20 protein-coding genes are annotated in these 25,818 nt (G+C 64.5%); 19 read left to right on the top strand and 1 reads right to left on the bottom strand.

What is annotated here, in order from left to right:
* Window positions 1–17: 17 nt before the first annotated feature.
* From ACIGJG_RS11310 to ACIGJG_RS11245, 14 genes are all read left to right on the top strand, one after another.
* On the top strand, window positions 18–1,691 hold the full coding sequence (locus ACIGJG_RS11310) for a transglycosylase SLT domain-containing protein (protein ID WP_483672322.1): 1,674 nt from the start codon (window positions 18–20) through the stop codon (window positions 1,689–1,691).
* 169 nt (window positions 1,692–1,860) lie between these two features.
* Entirely contained in the window at window positions 1,861–3,753 is a 1,893-nt protein-coding gene (locus tag ACIGJG_RS11305; RefSeq protein WP_483672321.1) for a propionate--CoA ligase, read from the top strand.
* A 178-nt stretch (window positions 3,754–3,931) separates the two neighbouring features.
* On the top strand, window positions 3,932–6,301 hold the full coding sequence (locus ACIGJG_RS11300) for a bifunctional salicylyl-CoA 5-hydroxylase/oxidoreductase (protein ID WP_011298342.1): 2,370 nt from the start codon (window positions 3,932–3,934) through the stop codon (window positions 6,299–6,301).
* Window positions 6,301–7,104 (top strand): SDR family NAD(P)-dependent oxidoreductase, encoded by an 804-nt coding sequence (locus ACIGJG_RS11295; RefSeq protein ID WP_011298341.1) that lies wholly within the window; start codon window positions 6,301–6,303, stop codon window positions 7,102–7,104. The genes ACIGJG_RS11300 and ACIGJG_RS11295 overlap by 1 nt, the downstream gene beginning before the upstream one ends.
* A 61-nt stretch (window positions 7,105–7,165) precedes the next feature.
* Window positions 7,166–8,017 (top strand): enoyl-CoA hydratase family protein, encoded by an 852-nt coding sequence (locus tag ACIGJG_RS11290; RefSeq protein ID WP_041679652.1) that lies wholly within the window; start codon window positions 7,166–7,168, stop codon window positions 8,015–8,017.
* Between the two features lie 33 nt (window positions 8,018–8,050).
* A complete protein-coding gene (locus ACIGJG_RS11285; protein ID WP_483672320.1) occupies window positions 8,051–9,220 on the top strand; it encodes an acyl-CoA dehydrogenase family protein in 1,170 nt (389 codons plus the stop codon).
* 58 nt (window positions 9,221–9,278) lie between these two features.
* The gene (locus tag ACIGJG_RS11280; protein WP_011298338.1) at window positions 9,279–10,925 is read left to right on the top strand and encodes an AMP-binding protein; all 1,647 of its coding nucleotides are present in this window, start codon (window positions 9,279–9,281) and stop codon (window positions 10,923–10,925) included.
* The gene (locus tag ACIGJG_RS11275; RefSeq protein ID WP_011298337.1) at window positions 10,922–11,371 is read left to right on the top strand and encodes an acyl-CoA thioesterase; all 450 of its coding nucleotides are present in this window, start codon (window positions 10,922–10,924) and stop codon (window positions 11,369–11,371) included. Before ACIGJG_RS11280 ends, ACIGJG_RS11275 begins: the two co-directional genes overlap by 4 nt.
* 45 nt (window positions 11,372–11,416) lie before the next feature.
* Window positions 11,417–11,827, top strand: coding sequence for a RidA family protein (locus ACIGJG_RS11270; RefSeq protein ID WP_011298336.1), 411 nt, complete (start codon window positions 11,417–11,419; stop codon window positions 11,825–11,827).
* Window positions 11,828–12,158: 331 nt separating this feature from the next.
* Entirely contained in the window at window positions 12,159–13,295 is a 1,137-nt protein-coding gene (carA, locus tag ACIGJG_RS11265) for a glutamine-hydrolyzing carbamoyl-phosphate synthase small subunit (RefSeq protein ID WP_011298335.1), read from the top strand.
* 56 nt (window positions 13,296–13,351) lie between these two features.
* Window positions 13,352–14,035: a leucine efflux protein LeuE gene (leuE, locus tag ACIGJG_RS11260; RefSeq protein WP_140949089.1), complete on the top strand. Its 684-nt coding sequence runs from the start codon at window positions 13,352–13,354 to the stop codon at window positions 14,033–14,035.
* Between the two features lie 78 nt (window positions 14,036–14,113).
* On the top strand, window positions 14,114–17,362 hold the full coding sequence (gene carB / locus ACIGJG_RS11255) for a carbamoyl-phosphate synthase large subunit (RefSeq protein WP_483672319.1): 3,249 nt from the start codon (window positions 14,114–14,116) through the stop codon (window positions 17,360–17,362).
* A gap of 223 nt (window positions 17,363–17,585) precedes the next feature.
* Window positions 17,586–18,062, top strand: a complete 477-nt coding sequence (gene greA, locus ACIGJG_RS11250; protein WP_011298332.1) for a transcription elongation factor GreA — start codon at window positions 17,586–17,588, stop codon at window positions 18,060–18,062.
* 26 nt (window positions 18,063–18,088) lie between these two features.
* On the top strand, window positions 18,089–18,592 hold the full coding sequence (locus tag ACIGJG_RS11245; RefSeq protein WP_483672318.1) for a DUF4149 domain-containing protein: 504 nt from the start codon (window positions 18,089–18,091) through the stop codon (window positions 18,590–18,592).
* A gap of 43 nt (window positions 18,593–18,635) precedes the next feature.
* On the opposite strand, the gene ACIGJG_RS11240 is transcribed toward ACIGJG_RS11245, so the two are convergent.
* A complete protein-coding gene (locus tag ACIGJG_RS11240; protein ID WP_011298330.1) occupies window positions 18,636–19,136 on the bottom strand; it encodes a YhbY family RNA-binding protein in 501 nt (166 codons plus the stop codon).
* A gap of 207 nt (window positions 19,137–19,343) precedes the next feature.
* Between ACIGJG_RS11240 and ACIGJG_RS11235 the strand changes: the two genes are divergently transcribed.
* The 5 genes from ACIGJG_RS11235 (at window position 19,344) to pstS (ending at window position 25,711) form a co-directional block, all read left to right on the top strand.
* Window positions 19,344–20,021 (top strand): RlmE family RNA methyltransferase, encoded by a 678-nt coding sequence (locus ACIGJG_RS11235; protein ID WP_483672317.1) that lies wholly within the window; start codon window positions 19,344–19,346, stop codon window positions 20,019–20,021.
* Between the two features lie 133 nt (window positions 20,022–20,154).
* Entirely contained in the window at window positions 20,155–22,038 is a 1,884-nt protein-coding gene (gene ftsH, locus ACIGJG_RS11230; protein ID WP_011298328.1) for an ATP-dependent zinc metalloprotease FtsH, read from the top strand.
* 206 nt (window positions 22,039–22,244) lie between these two features.
* The gene (folP, locus tag ACIGJG_RS11225) at window positions 22,245–23,045 is read left to right on the top strand and encodes a dihydropteroate synthase (protein ID WP_084791934.1); all 801 of its coding nucleotides are present in this window, start codon (window positions 22,245–22,247) and stop codon (window positions 23,043–23,045) included.
* A 47-nt stretch (window positions 23,046–23,092) separates the two neighbouring features.
* The gene (glmM, locus tag ACIGJG_RS11220; RefSeq protein ID WP_483672316.1) at window positions 23,093–24,436 is read left to right on the top strand and encodes a phosphoglucosamine mutase; all 1,344 of its coding nucleotides are present in this window, start codon (window positions 23,093–23,095) and stop codon (window positions 24,434–24,436) included.
* Window positions 24,437–24,679: 243 nt separating this feature from the next.
* Window positions 24,680–25,711 carry a phosphate ABC transporter substrate-binding protein PstS gene (pstS, locus tag ACIGJG_RS11215; RefSeq protein WP_011298325.1) on the top strand — a complete coding sequence of 344 codons (1,032 nt, stop codon included), beginning with the start codon at window positions 24,680–24,682 and terminating at the stop codon, window positions 25,709–25,711.
* Window positions 25,712–25,818 lie beyond the last annotated feature (107 nt).

Below are 25,818 nucleotides of genomic sequence, written 5' to 3'. Positions count from 1 at the left end.
CACAATTCGAGAATTTAATGAAATTTGGTCGATTACTGGCGGTGTTTGCAAGCGTGGCGCTGCTCGCAGCCTGCGCTAGCACGCCCACACCGCCCGGCGCCAGTGCGTCCGGCGCCCCGACCGCCCTGACCTCCGCGCGCAGCGGCAAGGACCCGCTCAACTCGCTCAGCGTCGACAAGACGCTTGCCCCTGGCGCAGCCAGCATGAACCCGGATCAGCCCGGGCTGGACTGGCTGCGTGGTCCGTCCACCGACATCTGGGATCGCATCCGCCGTGGCTTCGCCATGCAGGACCTGGAAGGGACGCTGGTTGACGACCGCACGCAGTGGTATTCGCAGCGACCGGAATACATGGAACGCATGGTGGCGCGTTCGAGCCGCTACCTGTATCACATCGTGGAAGAGCTGGAGCGGCGCAATATGCCGACCGAACTGGCGTTGCTGCCGTTCGTCGAGAGTGCGTTCAATCCGCAGGCGCAGTCGAGCGCCAAGGCGGCGGGCATGTGGCAGTTCATCCCGAGCACGGGCAAGACCTATAACCTGAAGCAGAACATGTTCCGGGACGAACGCCGCGATGTGCTGGCGTCGACCGACGCGGCGCTCGACTACCTGGCGCGCCTCTATGACATGTTCGGCGACTGGCATCTCGCGCTGGCGGCGTACAACTGGGGCGAGGGCGCGGTGTCGCGCGCGATTGCGCGCAACCAGGCGCGCGGCCTGCCGACGGACTACGCCAGCCTGACCATGCCGAACGAGACACGCTACTACGTGCCCAAGCTGCAGGCGGTGAAGAACATCATCGCCAACCCGGCCGCGTACGGCGTCAGGCTGCCCGAGATCCCGGACCATCCGTATTTCGTGACGGTCACAACGAGCCGCGATATCGACGTCACGCTGGCGGCCAAGCTGGCCAATATGTCGCTCGAGGAGTTCAAGGCGCTGAACCCGTCGTTCAACCGGCCGGTGATCCTGGGGGCGTCGAATCCGCAGATCCTGCTGCCGTTCGATAACGCCGAACGCTTCCAGTACAACCTGAACACCTACCGCGGCGGGCTGTCGAGCTGGACCGCGGTGACGGTGGACAACCGAGAACGCGTGGAAGCGCTCGCGGCGCGCCTCAATGTCGATCCGGACACGCTGCGCGAGATCAACAGCATCCCACGCGGCATGCGGCTGAAGGCAGGTTCGACGGTGATGATCCCGCGCTCCGGCCACCACGACCAGGACATCAGCGCCACGCTCGCCGACAGTGCCATGCTGGCGATGGAGCCGGACCTGCCCGATGCCCGCCGCCTCGTTGTGCGCGCAGGGCGCCGGGATACGGTGACCTCGGTGGCGCACCGCTACGGGGTATCGCCCAGCCAGGTGCAGTCGTGGAACAAGCTCTCAGGCACCAAGCTGGTCGCAGGGCAAAGCCTGGTGCTGATGGTGCCGGTTCGCGCCGGCGGCGCCGGCAAGGCCACGCGCACCGCACGCGCGGAACCGGAGGCCGACAAGCCCGAGGTGGTACGCGTATCCGCGTCCGGCAAGGGCAAAGGCAAGGCGGAAGGCCGCAAGCGCATGACGGTGGAAGCCGCACCACGCCAGGCGGCGAGCAAGAGCGCTGGCGCCTCGCGTTCGGCCGCCGCCAAGTCTGCGCCGTCGGTCAAGGCCTCGTCAAAGGGGGCTTCGAAGGCTGCCAAGGCGCGATAGGGCGCCAAAATCGCCGGACTAAACGGGGCGTTGCCTGGGCACGCCCCGTTTTTTTTGCCTCGGCGCGGCGCGGAGTGCCGCATGCCCATCTGGCCGAAGGCGCACAGGACGCCGTGCCGGTGGCAAACTAGCAGGACGATAACGACCGCAGAAGCGGAGGAGACCTGCCATGACGGCAAGCCATGCCGTGCATGCCCGTTCGCTGGCCGACCCTGAGGGGTTCTGGGCCGAACAGGCGCAGCGCATCGATTGGGAAACCCCGTTCGGACAAGTGCTCGACAACAGCCGCGCACCGTTCACGCGATGGTTCGTCGGCGGCCGCACCAACCTGTGCCATAACGCGCTGGACCGGCACCTGGCCGCCCGCGCTCAGCAGCCAGCGCTGGTCTGGGTATCCACCGAAACCGACCAGCAGCGCACCTACACCTACGCGCAGCTGCACGAGGAGGTCAACCGCATGGCGGCCATCCTGCAGGGGCTTGGCGTGCGCAAGGGCGACCGCGTGCTGGTCTATATGCCGATGATCCCCGAGGCGACGTTCGCGATGCTCGCCTGTGCCCGCATTGGCGCGATCCATTCGGTCGTGTTCGGCGGGTTTGCATCGGTCAGCCTTGCCGCGCGCATTGATGATGCGCAGCCGCGCGTGGTGATCAGTGCCGACGCCGGTTCGCGAGCCGGCAAGGTGGTGCCGTACAAGCCGCTGCTCGACGAAGCCATCCGCCTGTCCAGCCACAAGCCCGAGAAAGTATTGCTGGTCGATCGCAAGCTCGCGGACATGCCGCGCGTCGATGGCCGCGATGAAGACTACGCAGCCTGGCGCGAACGCGTGGCCGGCGCGCAGGTGCCGTGCACGTGGCTGGAGTCGTCCGAACCGTCCTACGTGCTCTACACGTCCGGCACCACCGGCAAGCCCAAGGGCGTGCAGCGGGACACGGGCGGATATGCCGTGGCGCTCGCGACTTCCATGGATTACATCTTCTGCGGCAAGGCCGGCGACACCATGTTCACGGCGTCGGATATCGGCTGGGTCGTGGGGCACAGCTACATCGTCTATGGCCCGTTGCTCGCGGGCATGACCACGCTGATGTACGAGGGCACGCCGATCCGCCCGGACGGCGGCATCCTGTGGCGGCTGGTGGAGCAGTACAAGGTCAACCTGATGTTCAGCGCGCCCACGGCCATCCGCGTGCTCAAGAAGCAGGATCCGGCGTTCCTGACGCGATACGATTTGTCGAGCCTCCGGCTGCTGTTCCTGGCCGGCGAGCCGCTCGACGAGCCCACCGCACAGTGGATCCAGGATGGCATCGGCAAGCCCGTGGTCGACAACTACTGGCAGACAGAATCGGGTTGGCCGATCATCGCGATCCAGCGCGGCATCGAGGCGCTGCCGCCCAAGCTCGGCTCGCCGGGCGTGCCGGCGTATGGCTATGACCTGCGCATCGTCGATGAGAGCACCGGCGAGGAGTGTGCCCCGGGGCAGAAGGGCGTAGTCGCCATCGACGGTCCGCTGCCTCCGGGCTGCATGAGCACGGTGTGGGGCGATGATGATCGCTTCGTGCGTACCTACTGGTCGGCGGTGCCGAACCGGCTCTGCTATTCGACCTTCGATTGGGGCGTGCGCGACGAGGATGGCTATGTGTTTATCCTTGGCCGGACCGACGACGTCATCAACGTCGCCGGCCACCGTCTGGGGACGCGGGAGATCGAGGAAAGCCTGTCATCGCACCCCGGCGTGGCCGAAGTTGCGGTAGTGGGCGTGCAAGACGCGCTCAAGGGGCAAGTGGCAATGGGTTTCTGCATTGCCCGCGACGCCGCGCGCACGGCTACGCCGGAGGCCCGGCTGGCGTTCGAGGGCGAGCTGATGAAGACGGTCGAGCAGCAGCTTGGCGCGGTGGCGCGCCCGGCACGCGTGTTCTTCCTGAACGTCCTGCCCAAGACGCGCTCCGGCAAGTTGCTGCGACGCGCCATCCAGGCTGTCGCGGAAGGGCGAGATCCGGGGGACCTTACGACGATCGAAGACCCTGCAGCGTTGGAACAACTGGTATCCGCCCTGAAGGGCTGAAGCGGGCCGGGCGGCCGCGTCCGGTTAATGGGCATCTGCAATGTGCGCCGATCGGGGCACATTGCAGATTCATCTTGCAACGCCAGCGCATGCAGACTAATATTTGAAGCATAAAATATTTAAACCTGATTTAGATGCGCTCCCTGCCGATGCGAGGGGGCTCGGCAGGAGACGACAGATGCGAGTGCTTTGTATTGGCGGCGGCCCGGCGGGACTGTACTTCGGGCTGTTGATGAAGCTGCAGGATCCGGCCAACGAGGTCATCGTGGCGGAGCGCAACCGGCCCTACGATACGTTCGGCTGGGGCGTGGTGTTCTCCGACGCCACCATGGACAACCTCAAGGTTGCCGATCCCGTCAGCGCCGCCGAAATCAATGAGGCGTTCAACCACTGGGACGACATCGACGTCCATATCGGCGGCCGCACCATCCGCTCGGGGGGCCACGGCTTTATCGGCATCGGCCGCAAGCGTCTGCTCAACATCCTGCAGGCGCGCTGCGAAGCGCTTGGCGTCAAGCTGGTGTTCGAGACGGATGTCTCGGACGACCAGGCGCTGGCGATGCAGTACCAGGCCGATCTCGTCATTGCCTCGGACGGCCTGAACAGCCGCATCCGCACCCGCTACGCCGGTACCTTCCAGCCGGACATCGACACGCGCCAGTGCCGCTTCGTCTGGCTCGGCACGCACAAGCTGTTCGATGCCTTCACGTTTGCGTTCGAGAAGACCGAGCACGGCTGGTTCCAGGCGCATGCGTACCGCTTCGATGACAACACTTCGACCTTTATCGTGGAGACGCCGCAAGAAGTGTGGAGCGCCGCAGGCATCGAGCAGATGAGCCAGGAAGAGGGCATCGCGTACTGCGAGAAGCTCTTCGCGAAATACCTCGACGGCAACAAGCTCATCAGCAATGCGACGCATCTGCGCGGCTCGGCAAACTGGATCCGCTTCCCGCGCGTGATCTGCAAGCACTGGGTGCACTGGAACACGCTGCCCGACGGCCGGCGCGTGCCGGTGGTGCTGATGGGTGACGCCGCGCACACGGCGCACTTCTCCATCGGCTCGGGTACCAAGCTGGCGCTGGAAGACGCAATCGACCTGGCTACCGAGATCGCAGCTTCGGGCCCGTCTGCGCATGACGCGCTTCCCGCGGCGCTGGAGCGCTACGCAGCTACCCGCAGCGTGGAAGTGCTGAAGATCCAGAACGCGGCGCGCAATTCCACCGAGTGGTTCGAGAATGTCGAGCGCTATGCAAGCCTTGCGCCCGAGCAGTTTGCATATTCGCTGCTGACCCGTTCGCAGCGCATCTCGCATGAGAACCTGCGCGTGCGTGATGCTGGCTACGTGCGAAAGTTCGAGCACTGGCTGGCCGGAGAGGCCGGTGTGCCCGCCGAATCGCTGCGGCTGCGCGAAGACAAGCCCGTGCCGCCGATGTTCACGCCGTACCGCGTGCGCGGCGTCACGTTGAAGAACCGCGTGGTCGTGTCGCCGATGGCGATGTACTCGAGCGTGGATGGTGTGCCGGGCGATTTCCATCTGGTGCATCTCGGTTCGCGCGCGCTCGGCGGTGCCGGCATGGTCGTGGCCGAGATGACCTGCGTGTCGCCCGATGCGCGCATCACGCCGGCGTGCCCGGGTTTGTGGAACGACGCGCAGCGCGATGCGTGGAAACGCATTGTCGATTTCGTGCATGCGAACAGCGATGCGCGCATCGCCATGCAGATCGGCCATGCCGGGCGCAAGGGCTCGACGCAGCTCGGCTGGGAGAAGATGGATCATCCGCTTCCGCACGGAAACTGGCCGCTGTTTTCGGCCTCGCCGATTCCCTACCTGCCCGGCGAGTCGCAGGTGCCGCGCGAAATGACACGCGAAGACATGGACCGCGTGCGCGATGATTTCGTCGGTGCTGCCCGTCGCGCCGCGGAGGCGGGGTTCGACTGGCTTGAGCTGCACTGCGCGCACGGCTACCTGCTGTCGAGCTTCATCTCGCCGCTGAGCAACCAGCGCACTGACGAATACGGCGGCACGCTCGCCAATCGCTTGCGTTACCCGCTTGAAGTTTTCGCGGCAGTGCGCGAAGTATGGCCGGCGGACAAGCCGATGTCGGTGCGCATCTCGGCGCACGACTGGGTCGAAGGCGGCATCACGCCCGATGATGCGGTGGAGATCGCGCGCGCCTTCAAGGCAGTCGGTGCGGACATGATCGACTGTTCGTCGGGTCAGGTGAGCCCGGACCAGGCGCCGGTCTACGGCCGCATGTACCAGACGCCGTTCGCGGACCGCATTCGCAACGAGGCGGACATTCCGACGATTGCGGTTGGTGCGATCTTCGAAGCCGACCATGTCGACAGCATCATCGCCGCGGGTCGTGCCGACCTGTGCGCCGTGGCACGGCCGCATCTGGCCGACCCGGCATGGACGCTGCACGAGGCCGCAAAACTTGGCTACCGCGACGTAAGCTGGCCGCGGCAGTATGAGGCGGGCAAGCGCCAGCTCGAAACCAACCTGGAACGCGCCGCGGCCCTGGCCCGCGCCGTGGTGGAGCACTGATGATGGCAGCGGAGTTTTCCCTGCAAGGCCGGCACGCACTGGTCACCGGCGGCGGGCGCGGCATCGGCGCGGCAATCGCGCGCCGGTTGCTGGCTGACGGAGCGAGCGTCACGCTGGTCGGACGCGACGTGCAGGTACTGGAACGCGCAGTCGAGGAACTGCGTCCGCTGCTGATCGGTGATGCCGTGTTGGCTGCAGTGCCTGCCGACATCAGCGATGCCGACAGCGTGGCGGCGGCATTTGCCGCAGCCGAGGCCAAAGCTGGCCCGGTCACCGTGCTTGTGAACAACGCCGGCCAGGCGCACAGCGCGCCGTTCGGCAAGACCAGCCTGGCGTTGTGGCAACGCATGATGGATGTCAACCTGACCGGCACCTTCCTGTGCACGCAGGCCGCGCTGCCTGCGATGATGGCGGCTGGCTGGGGACGCATCGTCAACGTGGCCAGCACCGCGGGCCTGATCGGCTATGGCTACGTCAGTGCCTACTGCGCGGCCAAGCATGGCGTGATCGGCCTCACGCGCTCACTGGCGCTGGAAACAGCGCGCAGTGGCGTGACCGTCAACGCGGTTTGCCCCGGTTACACCGAAACCGACATCGTGCGCGACGCTGTCGCCAATATCGTCGACAAGACCGGCCGCAGCGAGGCCGAAGCGCGCGCGGAACTCGCGGCACGCAACCCGCAGCGCCGGCTGGTGCAACCCGACGAAGTCGCGGACGCGGTGGCCTGGCTGTGCCAGCCATCGGCGAGCTCGATGACGGGACAGGCGATCGCCGTGGCAGGCGGCGAAGTCATGACAGGATGATTGCGTGCTGAGAGCAAGCGGCAGCACCAGAACACCGAATCAGACAAGACAGAGAGAAACCATGACCGACATCGCACTCCACATGCGCCATCACAAGCGCAAGTTCGCGGACTACTCGCCGAAGCACTTCCTGTGGTCCGTCTCCGACGATGGAAAGGTAGGCACCATCACGCTCAACCGCCCGGAGCGCAAGAACCCGCTAACGTTCGACTCGTATGCCGAACTGCGCGACCTGTTCCGTGCGCTGTGCTATGCGAGCGATATCAAGACCGTGGTGGTCACGGGCGCCGGCGGCAACTTCTGCTCGGGCGGCGACGTGCACGAGATCATCGGGCCGCTCACGAAGATGACCATGCCGGAGTTGCTCGACTTCACGCGCATGACCGGCGACCTCGTCAAGGCCATGCGTGCGTGCCCGCAGCCGGTCATCAGCGCGATCGACGGCATCTGCGCCGGCGCTGGCGCCATGATGGCACTGGCCTCCGATATGCGAGTGGGCACGGCGCAGGCCAAGACCGCTTTCCTGTTTGTGCGCGTAGGGCTGGCCGGCGCCGACATGGGCGCGTGCTCGTTGCTGCCGCGCGTGATCGGGCAGGGCCGGGCCAGCGAACTGCTTTACACCGGCCGCGTGATGACCGCGGAAGAAGGACTGCAGTGGGGCTTCTTCAACGCGCTGCATGCGTCTGACAAGGTGCTGGCCGAGGCCCATGTGCTAGCCGCGCAGCTCGCTGCTGGCCCAACCTTCGCGCACGGCGTGACCAAGAAGCTGCTGCACCAGGAATGGAACATGGGCCTCGACGAAGCGATCGAGGCCGAAGCCGAGGCGCAGGCTATCTGCATGCAGACGCGTGATTTCCGGCGCGCCTACGAGGCATTCGTGGCGAAGAACAAGCCGGTGTTCGAGGGCGACTGAACGCAAACGAAGGCGCAACCAAAAGGATTTTCGATGTCCGACAAGACTTACCTCGAGCTGCCTCTGCTTGACGATTCGCACCGCATGCTCGAACGCGATCTGGATGCGTGGTGCGAGGCGAACCTGAAGGTGGACCACAGCGATACCGATGCCGCATGTCGCACGTTGGTGCGCCAGCTTGGCGAAGCCGGCTGGCTTCGCTACTGCGTGCCGGCCGCGCATGGCGGCGCGTTGCCGGCGCTCGATTCGCGTTCGCTGTGCCTGTTGCGTGAAACGCTGGCCCGTCACGATGGGCTGGCCGATTTTGCATTCGCCATGCAAGGGCTTGGATCGGGCGCGATCTCGCTCGCCGGCAGCGACGCCGTGCGCAAACGCTATCTGCCGCGCGTTGCCCGTGGCGAAGCCATCGCGGCGTTTGCGCTGTCCGAGCCGGACGCCGGTTCGGACGTGGCGGCGATGCGGTGCAGCGCGCAGCTCGACGCAGGCGGCACCCACTATGTGATCGACGGGGTCAAGACGTGGATCTCCAACGGCGGCATTGCCGATTTCTACTGCGTGTTCGTGCGTACCGGCGAGGCGCCCGGCGCGCGCGGCATCTCCGCGTTCGTGGTCGATGCCGACACGCCGGGTTTGAGCATTGCCGAGCGCATCGACGTCATGGCGCCGCATCCGCTCGCCACACTGCGCTTCGACAACTGCCGCGTGCCGGTAGGCAATCGCCTGGGCGAAGCGGGGCAGGGCTTCAAGGTGGCAATGATGACGCTGGACATCTTCCGCGCGTCAGTGGCGGCAGCCGCGCTTGGCTTCGGCCGCGCTGCACTTGATGAAGCGTTGGCACGTGCGCGTGCACGGCCGATGTTCGGCGGCGTGCTGGCGGACCTCCAGCTCACGCAGGCGGCCATTGGCGACATGGCCACGGCCATCGATGCCGCGGCGCTGCTGACCTACCGCGCGGCGTGGCTGCGTGACGTGAAGGGCGTGCGCACCACGCGCGAAGCGGCCATGGCCAAGATGGTGGCCACCGAAAACGCGCAGCAGGTCATCGACCGCGCGGTGCAGATGTTCGGTGGCCTCGGCGTCAAGGTCGGCACGCGCGTGGAAGGGCTCTATCGGGAGATCCGCTCGCTGCGCATTTATGAAGGCGCGACGGAGGTCCAGAAGCTCATCATCGCGCGCGAAACGCTGGCGGCGCAGGTCGCCTGAAGCGGCACGGCCCGACACACATCATCAAGTCAGCGACACAGCAGACAGGAGACAAGTCATGGCGACCACCGCCCACCTCGATACCTTCGCCCAGGATCGGCTGCCGCCGCCCGAGGCGTGGCCCGAGTTCCGCTTCAATGCGGATACCGACTACCCCGAGCGCCTGAACTGCGCCGTGGAACTGGTTGACCGGCACGTGCGCGAAGGGCGCGGCGAGCGCGTGGCCATCCGCCAGCGGCGCGGCGACGGCATCGAGACGATCACGTTCGCGCAGCTCGCGGCGCTGAGCAACCGCATTGCCCATGTGCTCACCGAGGATATGAAGCTGGTGCCGGGCAATCGCGTGCTGCTGCGCGGGCCCAATAACCTGATGATGGCGGCGAGCTGGCTAGCGACCATCAAGGCGGGCCTGATCGCGGTGCCGACCATGCCGTTGCTGCGCGCCAAGGAGCTCAAGCAGATCATCGACAAGGCGCAGGTCACTGCGGCGCTGTGCGACGTGCGCCTGCGCGAGGAGCTGGAGGCCAACCGGCAGCCGGGCGCGGAATATCACTGCCCGAGCCTGGCCCAGGCGCTGTACTTCAACGGCGAAGGCGAAGGCTCGCTGGAAGCCGCCATGGCGGGCAAGCCGGACACCTTCGATGCCTGCGATACGGCGACCGACGACATCTGCCTGATCGCCTTCACCAGCGGCACCACGGGCCAGCCCAAGGGCACGGTCCACTTCCATCGCGATGTGCTTGCGATGTGCGACTTATTCCCGCGCCATGTGCTGCGCCCGGAACCGGACGACATCTTCTGCGGCACGCCGCCGATCGCCTTCACGTTCGGGCTAGGCGGCATCCTGTGCTTCCCATGGCGCATCGGCGCCAGCACCGTGCTGGCGGAGAAGCTCACGCCGGACAGCCTGCTGCAGCTGATCGCGGACTTCCGCGCAACCATCGTGTGCACCGCGCCGACCTTCTACCGTCAGATGGCCGCGCTGGCGTCGCGTTACGACTTGCGCAGTCTGAAGAAAAGCGTGTCGGCCGGCGAGGCGCTGCCCGATGCCACGCGCCAGGCGTGGAAGGCGGCTACCGGCATTGAGATGACGGACGGCATCGGTGGCACGGAGATGATGCACATCTTCATCTCCAGCGCGGGTGCCGATGTGAAGCCGGGTTCCATCGGCAAGGTCGTGCCCGGCTACATCGCGCAGATCGTCGACGAGAACATGCAGCCCGTGCCGCCCGGCACCGTGGGCAAGCTGGCGGTGCGCGGGCCGACCGGCTGCCGCTACCTGGACGACCCCCGTCAGGCCAACTACGTCAAGGCTGGATGGAACCTGCCCGGCGACACCTTCGTCATGGACAAGGATGGTTACTACTTCTACCAGGCGCGCTCCGACGACATGATCATCTCGGCCGGCTACAACATCGCCGGTCCGGAGGTGGAGAGCACGCTGATGCAGCACAAGGACGTGGCGGAATGCGGCGTGGTCGGCGCGCCGGATGCGGAGCGTGGGCAGGTCGTCACGGCCTACGTCGTGCTGCGCGAAGGGGTGGAGGCCAGCGACGCCACGCGCGCCGCGCTGCAGGACTATGTGAAGCGCGAGATCGCGCCATACAAGTATCCGCGGCGCATCGTCTTCGTGCCGGCACTGCCACGCACGGAGACTGGCAAGCTGCAGCGGTTCCGGCTGCGCCAGATGGCGGAGCAGCCATGACTGCCGTATTCCGCAATACCGTGCTGGTGCGCTTCAAGCACTGTGACGCCGCCGGCATCGTGTTCTATCCGCGCTACTTCGAGATGCTCAACGACTTCATCGAGGACTGGTTCGCTCAAGCGCTGGACTGGCCCTTCGATGCCATGCATGGCGCCGGACAGGCTGGCGTGCCGACCGCCGACCTGCACTGCCGCTTTGTCGCGCCGAGCCGCCTCGGGGAGACGCTCACACGGGAGCTTCGCGTGGTCAAGCTCGGGCAGTCCAGCTTCACAGTGCAGGTACGGTTCATGGGCCCCGACAGTGGCTTGCGGCTGGAAGTGACGCAGCGGCTGGTCTGCGTCGATACGGACAAGATCGCGCCACGGCCGCTGCCGGATCCCGTGCGACAGGCGATGGCGACCTACGTGGATGAGACTCTGGCGGCAACTGGCAGCCCGGGCCTCTGAAGATTCAAGGCAATTCGAGTAACCGAACTATCAGGAAGCAAAATCATGAAAATTCTGCAGCCGCCCGACTGGGCCGCTCCGCGCGGCTATTCCAACGGCATCATGACTGAGATGCAGGCCGGCAGCCGGCTCATCTTCGTCGGAGGCCAGATCGGCTGGAATGGCCAGTGCGAGTTCGAGACGGACGACTTCGGCCTGCAGGTCGCGCAGGCGCTGCGCAATATCGTCGCCGTGCTGGAAGCCGGCGGTGCCCGGGCCGAACACATCACGCGCATGACCTGGTACGTGAAGAATAAGGCGGAGTATGTTGGCGCGTACTCGGTCATCGGGCAGCACTACCGGGATATCATCGGCCGTCATTTCCCGGCAATGACCGCGGTGGAAGTGGCCGATCTGGTCGAGCCACGCGCAAAGGTGGAGATAGAGGTGACGGCGGTTGTGCCGCCGGCGGCATAGGGCCGGGTGCCGGGGCGACGACGACCGGAGCGGGCGGTGCAGGCGCGGCCCGGTCGCACGCAAGTCCTTGAAAACTTGAGAAATTGGTCGGCGCGGGATATAATTCGAAAGTTTCGCTTTCAGAACCCTTCACCCTAGCGCCAACCGCTTTCCACCTTCCGCCGCCCCCGTCCGCGCAGCCTTCGCCAGCATTGAGATATGTGATGCAAAGAGCATGCAGCGACCGAGTCGCGCCGCTTGGCACAGTGCCAATGCAGCCGTACCGGGATCTCAATGGGGCACGAGGCGTTGATCAGGTCGGTCACGGGGTGAGTCCAGCAGGAGCCTACCCGTGTTACCGTCTTTCCCGTCCGCCATTCTCGCGCTTGCAGACGGCACGGTCTTTCGTGGCTATTCCATCGGCGCTTCCGGCCATACCATCGGCGAAGTGGTGTTCAACACCGCCATCACCGGTTATCAGGAAATCCTCACCGACCCGAGCTATTCCCGGCAGATCGTCACGCTGACGTATCCGCACATCGGGAATTACGGTGTCAACCGTGAGGATGTTGAAGCCACGAAAGTCCATGCCGCCGGCCTGATCATCAAGGATCTGCCGATTCTGGCCTCGAATTTCCGCAAGGAGCATACGCTCGGCCATTACCTGAAGCAGGAAAAGGTCGTCGCCATTGCCGGCATCGATACCCGCAAGCTGACCCGCATCCTGCGCGAGAAGGGCGCCCAGAACGGCTGCATCCTGGCTGGCGAGGACAACGTCCAGAAGGCCATCGACCTGGCGCGCTCGTTCCCCGGCCTGGCTGGCATGGACCTGGCCAAGGTGGTGTCGGTCAAGGAGCCGTATGACTGGACGCAGTCGGAGTGGGAACTCGGCCAGGGCTACGGCAAGCAGGACAAGCCGCAGTTCCACGTGGTCGCCTATGACTACGGCGTCAAGTTCAATATCCTGCGCATGCTGGCCGAGCGCGGCTGCAAGGTGACGGTGCTGCCGGCGCAGGCCACTGCGGCCGACGCCCTGGCGCTGAATCCGGATGGCGTGTTCCTGTCCAACGGCCCCGGCGATCCGGAACCGTGCGACTACGCGATCAAGGCCACGCGCGAATTCATCGAGCGCGGCATCCCGACCTTCGGCATCTGCCTGGGCCACCAGATCATGGCGCTGGCCATCGGTGCCAAGACGCTGAAGATGAAGGCCGGCCACCACGGCGCCAACCATCCGGTCAAGGATCTCGATGACGGTCGCGTGATGATCACGTCGCAGAACCACGGCTTTGCTGTGGATGCGGAAACGCTGCCGGCCAATGCGCGCGCGACGCACGTGTCTCTGTTCGATGGCACGCTGCAGGGCTTTGCGCTGACCGACAAGCCGGCATTCTGCTTCCAGGGCCACCCGGAAGCGTCGCCTGGCCCGCACGACGTGGCTTACCTGTTCGACCGCTTCACGAAGATGATGGCGGACGCGCGCAAGTAAGCGCGGCCCATCACGAGCAGCGAAGAACAGAGACGAGCAGGGAACAAGGACACGCCATGAACGCCTTTATGCATACCGCCTTCGGCATCACCGATTTCTGGACCTATGTGCTGGGCACGATCTTCATCGTGCTGCTGCCGGGGCCGAACTCGATGTATGTGCTGTCCGTGGCGGCGCAGCGCGGTGTTCGCGCGGGCTACAAGGGTGCGTGCGGCGTGTTCCTTGGCGATGCGGTGCTGATGGTGCTGTCGGCCGCGGGCGTGGCCTCGCTGCTCAAGGCAAGCCCCGCACTGTTCTACGTGGTGAAGTACATCGGCGCGGCCTACCTCGGCTGGATCGGGTTCAACATGCTGCGCGGCGCGGTCCGTAACTGGACGAGCGCCGGCAAGACGGAGCGGGCTGCGGCGGAAGCCGCCGTTGCCGCGCCGGCGGACCAGTCCAACCCGTTCCGCAAGGCACTGGTCATCAGCCTGATGAACCCCAAGGCCATCCTGTTCTTCATCTCGTTCTTCATCCAGTTCGTCGATCCGGGCTTCGGCTATGCGGCGCTGTCGTTCCTGGCGCTGGGCGTGGTCGTGCAGATATTCAGCTTCCTGTACCTGACGACGCTGATCTTCGTCGGTGTGAAGCTGGCCGCCGCGTTCCGCCGCCGCCGACGCCTGTCGGCGGGCGTGTCGAGCGGCGTGGGCGCCATGTTCATCGGCTTCGGCGCGAAGCTGGCGACGGCCACCCTGAGCTGAACTTTCCGAATCCTGCTGGATTCCTGATTTTCCGGACGGCGGCCCCGATGGCCGCCGGACCAAAAAAGAGATAGTGCAATGCCAAAACGCACAGACATCAAGAGCATCCTGATTATCGGCGCCGGCCCCATCATCATCGGCCAGGCGTGCGAGTTCGACTACTCCGGCGCCCAGGCCTGCAAGGCGCTGCGTGAAGAAGGTTTCAAGGTCATCCTGGTCAACTCGAACCCGGCGACCATCATGACCGACCCGGCCACGGCCGATGTGACATACATCGAGCCGATCACCTGGGAAGTGGTTGAGCGCATCATCGAAAAAGAGCGTCCTGACGCGATCCTGCCGACCATGGGCGGCCAGACCGCGCTGAACTGCGCGCTGGACCTGCATCGCCACGGCGTACTGGACAAGTACAAGGTCGAACTGATCGGCGCTTCGCCCGAAGCTATCGACAAGGCCGAGGACCGCCAGAAGTTCAAGGACGCGATGACCAAGATCGGTCTCGGTTCGGCCAAGTCAGGTATCGCGCACTCGATGGAAGAAGCGCTGGCCGTGCAGACCCGCATTGCGCAGGACACCGGCACCAGCGGCTACCCGATCGTGATCCGTCCGTCGTTCACGCTGGGCGGCACGGGCGGTGGCATCGCCTACAACCGCGAAGAGTTCGAAGAGATCTGCAAGCGCGGCCTGGACCTGTCGCCGACGCGCGAGCTGCTGATCGAAGAATCGCTGCTGGGCTGGAAGGAATACGAGATGGAAGTGGTCCGCGACAAGGCGGACAACTGCATCATCATCTGCTCGATCGAGAACCTGGACCCGATGGGCATCCACACCGGTGACTCGATCACCGTGGCCCCGGCCCAGACGCTGACCGACAAGGAATACCAGATCCTGCGCAATGCCTCGCTGGCCGTGCTGCGCGAGATCGGCGTGGACACCGGCGGTTCGAACGTGCAGTTCTCGATCAATCCGAAGGATGGCCGGATGATCGTGATCGAGATGAACCCGCGTGTGTCGCGTTCGTCGGCACTGGCTTCGAAGGCCACGGGCTTCCCCATTGCCAAGGTCGCGGCCAAGCTGGCCGTTGGCTACACGCTGGACGAGCTCAAGAACGAAATTACCGGCGGCGCGACCCCGGCGTCGTTCGAGCCGTCGATCGACTACGTGGTCACCAAGGTGCCGCGTTTCGCCTTCGAAAAATTCCCGCAGGCCGACAGCCACCTGACCACCCAGATGAAGTCGGTCGGTGAAGTGATGGCCATGGGCCGTACTTTCCAGGAATCGTTCCAGAAGGCGCTGCGCGGCCTGGAAGTCGGCGTCGACGGCCTGGACGAGAAGTCGACCGACCGCGACGAGATCGTCGAGGAAATCGGCGAGGCTGGCCCGGACCGCATCTGGTACGTGGGCGACGCGTTCCGTATCGGCATGTCGCTCGAAGAGGTGTACGCCGAGACCGATATCGATCCGTGGTTCCTGGCCCAGATCGAGGACATCGTCAAGACGGAAGGCCAGATCAAGGCGCGTACGCTGGAAACCCTGTCGGCTGCCGAGCTGCGCTACGTGAAGCAGAAGGGCTTCTCGGACCGCCGCCTGGCCAAGCTGCTGAAGACGAACGCCAAGGCCGTGCGCGAAGCGCGCATGGCCAACAACGTGCGTCCGGTCTACAAGCGTGTGGACACCTGCGCGGCCGAGTTTGCGACCAACACCGCGTACATGTATTCGACCTACGAGGCCGAGCATGGCGAGTGCGAAGCGAACCCGACCGACAAGAAGAAGATCATGGTGCTGGGCGGTGGCCCGAACCGGATCGGCCAGGGCATCGAGTTCGACTACTGCTGCGTGCACGCCGCGCTGGCGCTGCGCGAAGACGGGTACGAGACCATCATGGTCAACTGCAACCCGGAAACCGTGTCGACCGACTATGACACCTCGGACCGCCTGTACTTCGAGCCGGTGACGCTGGAAGACGTGCTGGAAATCGTCGCGATCGAGAAGCCGGTCGGCGTGATCGTGCAGTACGGTGGCCAGACCCCGCTGAAGCTCGCGCTGGACCTCGAGCGCAACGGCGTGCCCATCATCGGCACCAGCCCGGACATGATCGACGCCGCGGAAGACCGCGAGCGCTTCCAGAAGCTGCTGCAGGACCTGGGCCTGCGCCAGCCGCCCAACCGTACCGCGCGTGCCGAAGACGAAGCGCTGCGCCTGGCCGAGGAAATCGGTTACCCGCTGGTGGTGCGCCCGTCGTACGTGCTGGGTGGCCGCGCGATGGAAATCGTGCACGAGCCGCGTGACCTCGAGCGCTACATGCGCGAGGCCGTCAAGGTGTCGAACGACTCGCCGGTGCTGCTGGACCGCTTCCTGAACGACGCGATCGAATGCGACGTCGACGCGCTGAGCGACGGCAAGCGCGTGTTCATCGGCGGCGTGATGGAGCACATCGAGCAGGCTGGCGTGCACTCGGGCGACTCGGCTTGCTCGCTGCCGCCGTACTCGCTGTCGGCCGAGACCGTGGCCGAGCTGAAGCGCCAGACTGCCGCCATGGCCAAGGCGCTGAACGTGGTCGGCCTGATGAACGTGCAGTTCGCGATCCAGCAGAACAACGGTGTCGACACCGTCTACGTGCTGGAAGTGAACCCGCGTGCGTCGCGTACCGTGCCGTACGTGTCGAAGGCAACCGGCCTGCAGCTGGCCAAGATCGCCGCGCGCTGCATGGCTGGCCAGTCGCTGGACTCGCAGGGTGTCGCCGCCGAGGTGGTGCCGCCGTACTTCAGCGTCAAGGAAGCGGTGTTCCCGTTCAACAAGTTCCCGGGCGTGGATCCGGTCCTCGGACCTGAAATGCGTTCCACCGGCGAAGTGATGGGCGTGGGCAAGACCTTCGGCGAAGCGCTGTTCAAGAGCCAGCTCGCCGCCGGTTCGCGCCTGCCCGAGAGGGGCACCGTGCTGATCACCGTGAAGGACAGCGACAAGGTCCGCGCCGTCGCGGTGGCCCGCATGCTGCACGACATGGGCTACCCGATCGTGGCCACGCGCGGCACGGCTTCGGCCATTGAAGCCGCCGGCATCCCGGTCAAGGTGGTCAACAAGGTCAAGGACGGCCGTCCGCATATCGTGGACATGATCAAGAACGGCGAACTGGCGCTGGTGTTCACCACGGTGGACGAGACCCGTGGCGCGATTGCCGATTCGCGTTCGATCCGTACCTCGGCGCTGGCCAACCGCGTGCCGTACTACACCACCATTGCCGGCGCGAGCGCCGCGGTGGAGGGCCTGAAGCACATGCAAAGCCTGGAGGTCTACGACCTGCAAGGCTTGCATGCGTCGCTGGCATAACATTTCGATGGGGAGGGGCGCTTGCGCTCCGTCAAGGCCACCAAGTCCGCCGGTGTTGCTGTCGGCGGGCTTCTTGGCCTAAACTACTCCGAATTCGTCGATCGGCGCCCGTATTCCGGGCGCCTTTCCCATCCGAAAGCCGCGGTTGAGCGGGAGTGCCCTGGCCAGTTGCCAGGCACAGTTCCAGCTCCGCTGCGGCTCATTTTTTTGTTGAATCGAAGACATGAGCACCATTCCGATTACCAAGCGTGGCGCCGAGCTCCTGAAGGAAGAGCTGCACCGCCTCAAGGCCGTCGAACGTCCTGCGGTGATCAATGCCATCGCCGAAGCGCGTGCACAGGGCGACCTCTCCGAAAACGCCGAGTACGACGCCGCCAAGGAAAAGCAGGCCTTTATCGAGGGCCGTATCCTGGAAGTCGAATCCAAGCTGTCGGCCGCACAGGTGATCGACCCGACCCAGCTCGACACGGACGGCCGCATCGTATTCGGCGCCACGGTCGACCTGGAAGACCTGGAATCGGGCAGCCCCGTCAGCTACCAGATTGTCGGCGACGATGAAGCCGATCTGGACAGCGGCAAGATCTCCGTCAGCTCGCCGATCGCGCGCGCGCTGATCGGCAAGTTCGAAGGCGACGTGGCCACGGTGCTGGCGCCGGGCGGCGAACGAGAGTACGAAGTCATCACCGTCCGTTACGTCTGAGGCTGCAAGGCTCACGGAACCGGATAGTGTTTTCGTCCTCTTACTCCAGTCTGCCGCCGCTGCCCCACCGCATTTTCCTGCTGCTGACGGTCGTCTGGGCCGGCAGCCTCTGGACGGTGGGCTACATGGTGGCCCCCACGCTGTTTTCCGTGCTGCCCAGCCGCGAGACGGCAGGCATGATCGCTGGCCACCTGTTCCAGACCGAGGCCATTCTCGGCGTGACCATCGGTGTGCTGCAGCTCGTGCTGTGCAATGTGCTGATCCGCCGTGGCGCCAACCGCTATAGGGCCTTGCGCTGGCTGGTGCTTGCCATGCTCGTTTGCGTGCTCGTGGGATATTTCGGCACCCAGCCATTCATGGGCAGCCTCAAGGAGAAGGCGACTGCGCTCGGCGTTGGAGTGTCGGAGTCGCCGTTCCGTGCACAGTTCGGCATGCTGCACGGCGTGTCCAGCGCCTTCTATCTGGTGCAGAGCCTGTTGGCACTGGCGCTGGTGTGGCGCGCTTCGGCGCCGCGCTCGGCTGGCGAATAGCCGGCGTGGAAGGGCAGGCGGCCCGCACAGGGCCGCCGTGGTTTCAGGCGAGTGCCTTCTTCTTCTGGCTGGTGGGCCGGGCGCGCGAGCGCTTGACGTTGCCACCCGCCGTGACGCGTTCGTTGCCGAGCACGGTCACATCCTTGCGGGTCGGGCGGCGGTTCGGTGCACCGCTCGGCTTTTTCACCGTGACGGTACGCGGCGCGGCGCCACGGCGAGCGGGGGTGTGGCGGCCCAGGTCTTGCGGTTGGTTTTCCTTCAGGCGAGCCTCGCCCGGGCGCCAGACGACCAGCAGCTTGCCGATATGCTGGATCGGCGCGGCGTCGAGTTCATCGCAAATGGCTTCGTAGATGGCGATGCGGGCTTCGCGGTCATCACCGAATACGCGGATCTTGATCAGGTCGTGGGCAGCCAGGCTGCGGTCGATTTCGGCCAGGACCGCGCGCGTCAGGCCTTCCGCGCCAATCATCACGACCGGATTGAGGCCATGGGCACGGGAGCGGAGTTCGGAGCGCTGGGCTGGAATAAGTTGGAGTGCGGACATAAATAGGCGCTGACAGCGCAGGCAATAAGTGCTGCCAGCGGCCCGAACGGGCAAATGGCGGGCCGGAGTGGCCGCCGCTGGCATGCGATTGGCGCGTATTATCCGCCAATCCAGTACAGGTTGGCGGCAAAAAACGGCAAAACAGGCAAGAAATTGCGGCGCGCCCGCCTTCGCGGGGACGGCAGACAGGAAACAGGCGTAATCAGAATGGCCAAAGGCAAGTCCAAGAACAAGTTCAACCAGTCGTGGCTGCACGACCACATCAACGACCCGTATGTGAAGATGGCGCAGCGCGAAGGTTATCGTGCGCGCGCAGCCTACAAGCTCAAGGAAATCGACGAGCAGGACAAGCTGATCCAGCCCGGCCAAGTCATCGTGGATCTGGGCGCCGCGCCGGGAAGCTGGAGCCAGTACGCGCGCAACAAGCTGGCTGCGTCGCCGCGCGCAACTGGCGGCAAGCCTGACGGCGCCGTAGTGGCCATTGATATCCTCCCAATGGAGCCTGTCGCGGACGTCACGTTTATCCAGGGCGATTTTCGCGAGGAAAACGTATTCCGCCAGTTGGAGGAAGTGGTCATGGCCGCTTCTGGTGGCGCAAAAATCGATCTTGTATTGTCGGACATGGCCCCCAATCTGTCTGGTGTAGCCTCAGCCGACTCTGCGCGCATCGAATATCTGTGTGATCTGGCCCTGGATTTTGCCCAGACCCACCTGAAGCCGGACGGCGCATTGCTGGTAAAGTGTTTCCACGGCAGTGGCTACAGCCAGATCGTCGAGAAGTTCAAACGACAGTTCAAGGTGGTCGCCCCACGCAAGCCCAAGGCGTCGCGCGACAAATCCTCTGAAACTTTTATCCTTGGGCGTTACCTGAAAGTGGTGAATTGACGGATCCGGCAGGTGCAGGGCAGTTACTGGCTCGGGGCTATCGGCTTCATAGTTTCGCTGTTTCCCCTTCGGGGCGGGCACTGCATTACAATGCAGCTATCCGTTGGCAAGGCAATCGCAAAGGAGTTCGGCCTTGAATAACAACCTGTTTCAAAAGGCGGCAATCTGGCTCGTGATCGCGCTGGTGTTGTTTACCGTCTTCAAGCAGTTCGACAAGCCCCGTGCACAGGACGGCGTCACCTACTCGCAGTTCATGGATGACGCCAAGAACGGCAAGGTGTCGCGTGTCGACGTGCAGGGCCGCAACCTCGTGGTGTCGCCGAAAGAGGGCGCCAAGTACACCATCATCTCGCCGGGCGACATCTGGATGGTCGGCGACCTGATGAAGTACGGCGTTCAGGTGACCGGCAAGGCTGACGACGAACCCAACGTGCTGGTGCAGGCCCTCTATTACCTCGGGCCGACCCTGCTGATCATCGTGTTCTGGTTCTACATGATGCGGCAGATGCAGGGCGGCGGGAAAGGCGGTGCCTTCTCGTTCGGCAAATCGCGTGCGCGCCTGATCGACGAGAACCAGAATGCCGTCACGTTCCAGGACGTGGCCGGCTGCGATGAGTCCAAGGAAGAAGTGGTCGAACTGGTCGACTTCCTGAAGGATCCGCAGAAATTCCAGAAGCTGGGCGGCCGCATCCCGCGCGGCGTGCTGCTGGTCGGCCCTCCGGGTACCGGCAAGACGCTGCTGGCACGTGCCATTGCCGGCGAAGCCAAGGTGCCGTTCTTCAGCATCTCGGGTTCGGACTTCGTGGAAATGTTCGTTGGCGTGGGCGCGGCCCGCGTGCGCGACATGTTCGAAAACGCCAAGAAGCAGGCGCCGTGCATCGTGTTCATCGATGAAATCGACGCGGTGGGCCGTCATCGTGGCGCCGGCATGGGCGGCGGCAACGACGAGCGCGAGCAGACCCTGAACCAGATGCTGGTCGAGATGGACGGCTTCGAAGCCAACTCAGGCGTGATCGTGATCGCCGCGACCAACCGTTCCGACGTCCTCGACAAGGCGCTGCTGCGTCCGGGCCGTTTCGACCGCCAAGTCTACGTTGGCCTGCCGGATATTCGCGGCCGTGAGCAGATCCTCAAGGTCCATATGCGCAAGGTGCCCATCGGCAACGATGTGGACGCTTCGGTGATCGCGCGCGGTACCCCGGGCTTCTCTGGCGCCGACCTGGCCAACCTGGTCAACGAAGCTGCCCTGTTCGCCGCCCGCCGCAGCAAGCGCGTGGTCGACATGCAGGACTTCGAAGACGCGAAGGACAAGATCTACATGGGCCCGGAGCGCAAGTCGACGGTCATGCGCGAGGAAGAGCGCAAGGCCACGGCTTACCACGAGTCAGGCCATGCAGTGGTCGCCAAGCTGCTGCCGAAGGCCGATCCGGTCCACAAGGTCACCATCATGCCGCGTGGCTGGGCGCTGGGCGTGACCTGGCAGCTACCGGAGCATGACAAGTACTCGAAGTACAAGGACAACATGCTCGAAGAGATCGCCATTCTCTTCGGCGGCCGTGCGGCGGAAGAAGTCTTCCTCAACGCCATGAGCACGGGCGCGTCCAACGACTTCGAGCGTGCGACCAAGATTGCCCGCGACATGGTGACCCGCTTCGGCATGAGCGACGAACTCGGCGCCATGGTCTACGTCGACACCGAGCAGGACGGTATGTTCGGCAAGCTGTCGTCGAAGACGGTGTCCGAGGCTACGCAGCAGAAGGTCGATGCCGAGATCCGCCGCATTATCGACGAGCAATATGGCCTGGCCAAGCGCCTGCTCGAAGAGAACCGCGACAAGGTCGAGGCCATGACTTCGGCGCTAATGGAGTGGGAAACGATCGACGCCGATCAGGTCAACGACATCATGGCTGGCAAGCCGCCGCGTCCGCCGCGTGGTGTGTCGGGCCCGAACGGTGGTGGCAATGCCCCGTCCGGTGGTTCGCCGGTGGCGCCGACCAACGCGCCTGCCACGGCCTGATGGCACGGATCGCACTGTCAGCGAGACGGTGACGACCTAGCTGTTCCGACAAGCCGGTGCCCTTGGCACCGGCTTTTTCGTTTCTGCGCGGAGCGTGCGCAGATCTTCTATTTTTGTTTCCGGCTTCTACCTTGCAGCAGACTTCGCCATCCACGTATTTCCAGTGCGGCCGCTTTCGCTTTGCGCTGGACCGCCGCCCGCTTGTCATGGGCATTCTCAACGTAACGCCTGATTCATTCTCCGATGGCGGCATGCATGCCACCCGGGACGCTGCCCTGCGGCACGCCGAGCAGCTCATCGCAGAAGGTGTGGACATCATCGATATCGGTGGCGAGTCGAGCCGTCCGGGTTCCGACGCATTGCCGCTGGATGAAGAGTTGGCCCGCGTGATTCCCATCGTCGAGGCGCTGCGCGATTGCGGCAAGCCGCTATCGATCGATACCTACAAGCCGGAGGTCATGCGCGCATCGCTCGCGGCCGGTGCAGATCTCATCAACGATATCTGGGGCTTCCGCATGCCCGGCGCCGTCGAGGCGGTGGCGCAGGGGCAGGCCGGTCTGTGTGTGATGCACATGCAGCGGGACCCGCAGACAATGCAGGAGGACCCGCAGTACACCGATGTGGTGGCCGAGGTCGCTGCTTTCCTCGATGAACGCGTGGCCGTGCTGCGCCAGGCTGGCGTCGACACGGCCCGCATCACGCTCGACCCGGGATTTGGCTTCGGCAAGACTCCGGATCATAATTTGCGCCTGCTTGGGCAATTGCCAGCCCTTGCGAAAGCCAGGCTGCCTTTGCTGGTGGGCCTGTCCCGCAAGTCAACGCTTGGCGCGATCCTGGGTGGCCGGCCGCCGCTGCAGCGTGTGGCGGCCAGCATTGCCGCAGCGGTATGTGCGGCAGAGCGCGGAGCGTATATCGTGCGCGTGCATGATGTTCAGGATACGGTGGATGCCCTCAAGACCTGGTGGGCAGTCCGGAATGAAGCCGTGACAGGAGTGGAACGGCAGTAGTCACATTCATAGTTGCCAGACAGAGCAAGCAAGAAAGGATTTAAGGAATGACGCGCAAGTATTTCGGGACTGATGGCGTACGCGGCAAAGTCGGCGAATCGCCGATCACGCCAGATTTCGTCATGCGGCTGGGACATGCCGCTGGGAAGGTGCTGGCACATGGTGCGAGTACCGGGCAGGGACGGCCCACCGTGCTGATTGGCAAGGATACGCGGATTTCGGGCTATATGCTTGAGGCGGCACTTGAAGCCGGCTTTACTTCGGCAGGTGTGCACGTACTGCTGACCGGACCGTTGCCGACCCCTGGCATTGCCTACCTGACTCGCGCGCTGCGCCTGTCGGCGGGCGTGGTCATTTCGGCTAGCCACAATCCGTACTACGACAACGGCATCAAGTTCTTCTCGGCCGATGGCGACAAGCTGCCCGACGAGGTCGAGGCCAAGATCGAGGCGGCCCTTGAAGAGCCGATGACCTGCGCGCCGTCCGATGATCTGGGCCGTGCGCGGCGCATCAACGACGCGCCGGGTCGCTATATCGAGTTCTGCAAGAGCACGTTCCCGAACAGCCAGGACCTGCGCGGTCTCAAACTGGTGGTGGACTGCGCGCATGGCGCCGCCTACCACATTGCGCCGCACGTCTTCCATGAACTGGGCGCGGACGTCATCGCGATCGGAAACCAGCCGGACGGCCGCAACATCAACGACGGCTATGGTGCTACCGCGCCCGGCAAGCTGATCGAAGCCGTCCGGGAGCACGGCGCCGACCTGGGACTTGCATTCGACGGCGATGCGGACCGGCTGCAGGTGGTGGACAGCGAAGGTCGCCTCTACAACGGCGACGAACTGCTGTACCTGATCGTGCGCGATCGCATGGCGGCAGGGTATGCGGTCGAAGGCGCGGTGGGCACGCTCATGACCAATATGGCCGTGGAGTTGGCACTCAAGCGCATCGGCGTGGAATTCGTGCGCGCGAAGGTCGGCGACCGCTATGTCCTGGAAGAGTTGAACAAGCGTCACTGGACACTCGGTGGCGAGGGCTCGGGGCATCTGCTGTGCCTTGACCGGCACAGCACGGGCGACGGTATTGTCTCGGCGCTCCAGGTGCTGGCGGCGCTGCGCCGTAGCGGCAAGACGCTGGCCGGCTTGCTTGACGGTGTCAGCTTGTTTCCCCAGAAGCTCATCAACGTTCGGGTTGAGAAGGGGTTCGACTGGCAATCGCATGCCGGTCTGAAAGCGGCCCGCGCGGTCGTGGAGCCTGAACTGGCAGGGCGCGGCCGTGTGCTGATTCGAGCTTCCGGCACCGAGCCCGTGGTGCGTGTGATGGTAGAGGCAGAGCACGCCGAGACGGCCGAACGCGCCGCACAGACGCTCGCGGAGGCATTGCGCGCCTGACCAACCAGGCGGGACCGCACCTCAACGTCATCACGCCGGGCTTGCCCGGCGTTTTTTTTGCGCCGTTGCGCAATTAACCGAGGGGCTCTCCCCACTACCGGAGGGGATGCGCACACCGGATTTGGCCGCGTCCATACAGGCTTCCAAGAAGATTCTGCGATGTCACGGAATTGTCATGTGCGGAGCATACAGTTCGTCTTGTCAAAAATTTGTCATTCCCAACCAATGTTCTCTGGAGGACATATGAAGCTGGTCAAGACTGCCGTGGCAGGCATCGTTTCGATGGTCGTAGCGGGTACTGCGTTCGCGGCGGAAATTACCGGTGCAGGCGCTTCCTTCCCGGCGCCCGTCTATTCCAAGTGGGCCGACGCATACCAAAAAGCAACGGGCAACAAGGTCAACTATCAATCCATCGGCTCGTCGGGCGGCATCAAGCAGATTGGCGCCAAGACGGTCGATTTCGGCGCTTCGGATGCCCCACTGAAGGACGAAGATCTGAACAAGCAGGGTCTGGTCCAGTTCCCGACTGTGATCGGCGGCGTGGTGCCGGTGATCAACCTGCAAGGTGTGAAGCCGGGCGACCTGACCATCACGGGCGAAGTGCTGGCCAATATCTACCTGGGCAAGATCAAGAAGTGGGACGATCCGGCCATCAAGGCACTGAACCCGCACGCCAAGCTGCCGAACCAGGACATCCTGCCGGTGCGCCGCGCTGACGGTTCGGGCACCACCTTCATCTTCACGAACTACCTGTCGAAGGTCAGCCCCGAATGGCAGAAGTCGGTGGGCGAAGGCACCACCGTCAACTGGCCGGGCGGTGGCACGGGCGGCAAGGGCAACGAAGGCGTTGCCGCTTTCGTGCAGCGTCTGAATGGCGCGATCGGCTACGTCGAGTACGCCTACGCCAAGCAGAACAAGATGACGCACGTGAACATGAAGAACGCGGCCGGCGCCGTGGTTCAGCCCGGTGACGACGCCTTCAAGGCTGCCGCCGCCGGTGCGGACTGGAGCAAGAGCTACTACCAGATCCTGACGAACCAGCCGGGCAAGGCGGCATGGCCGATCGCCGGCGCGACCTTCATCCTGGTCCACAAGAACCAGGAAAAGGCTGCGCAAGGCGCGGAAGTGCTGAAGTTCTTCGACTGGGCCTACAAGAGCGGCACCAACATGGCCGCCGACCTGGACTACGTGCCGCTGCCGGATGCGGTCGTGAACCAGATTCGCACGACCTGGAAGACGAGCGTTAAGGACGCGTCGGGCAAGGCGCTGTACTAAGTACTAAGCTACTGTCCGCATGGCAGCTGGCTGCGGCATGCGCGGCGGCTGGCTGAGTGGCCCGGCGCTTGCCGCCGGTGCCTGCCAAACCATCGATCCGTATTCTC

It is taken from the genome of Cupriavidus sp. C1SS-2L (genome assembly GCF_057073735.1).
Note: the sequence above shows the minus strand (reverse complement) of the source record. Positions and strands in the feature narration are given on the sequence as shown.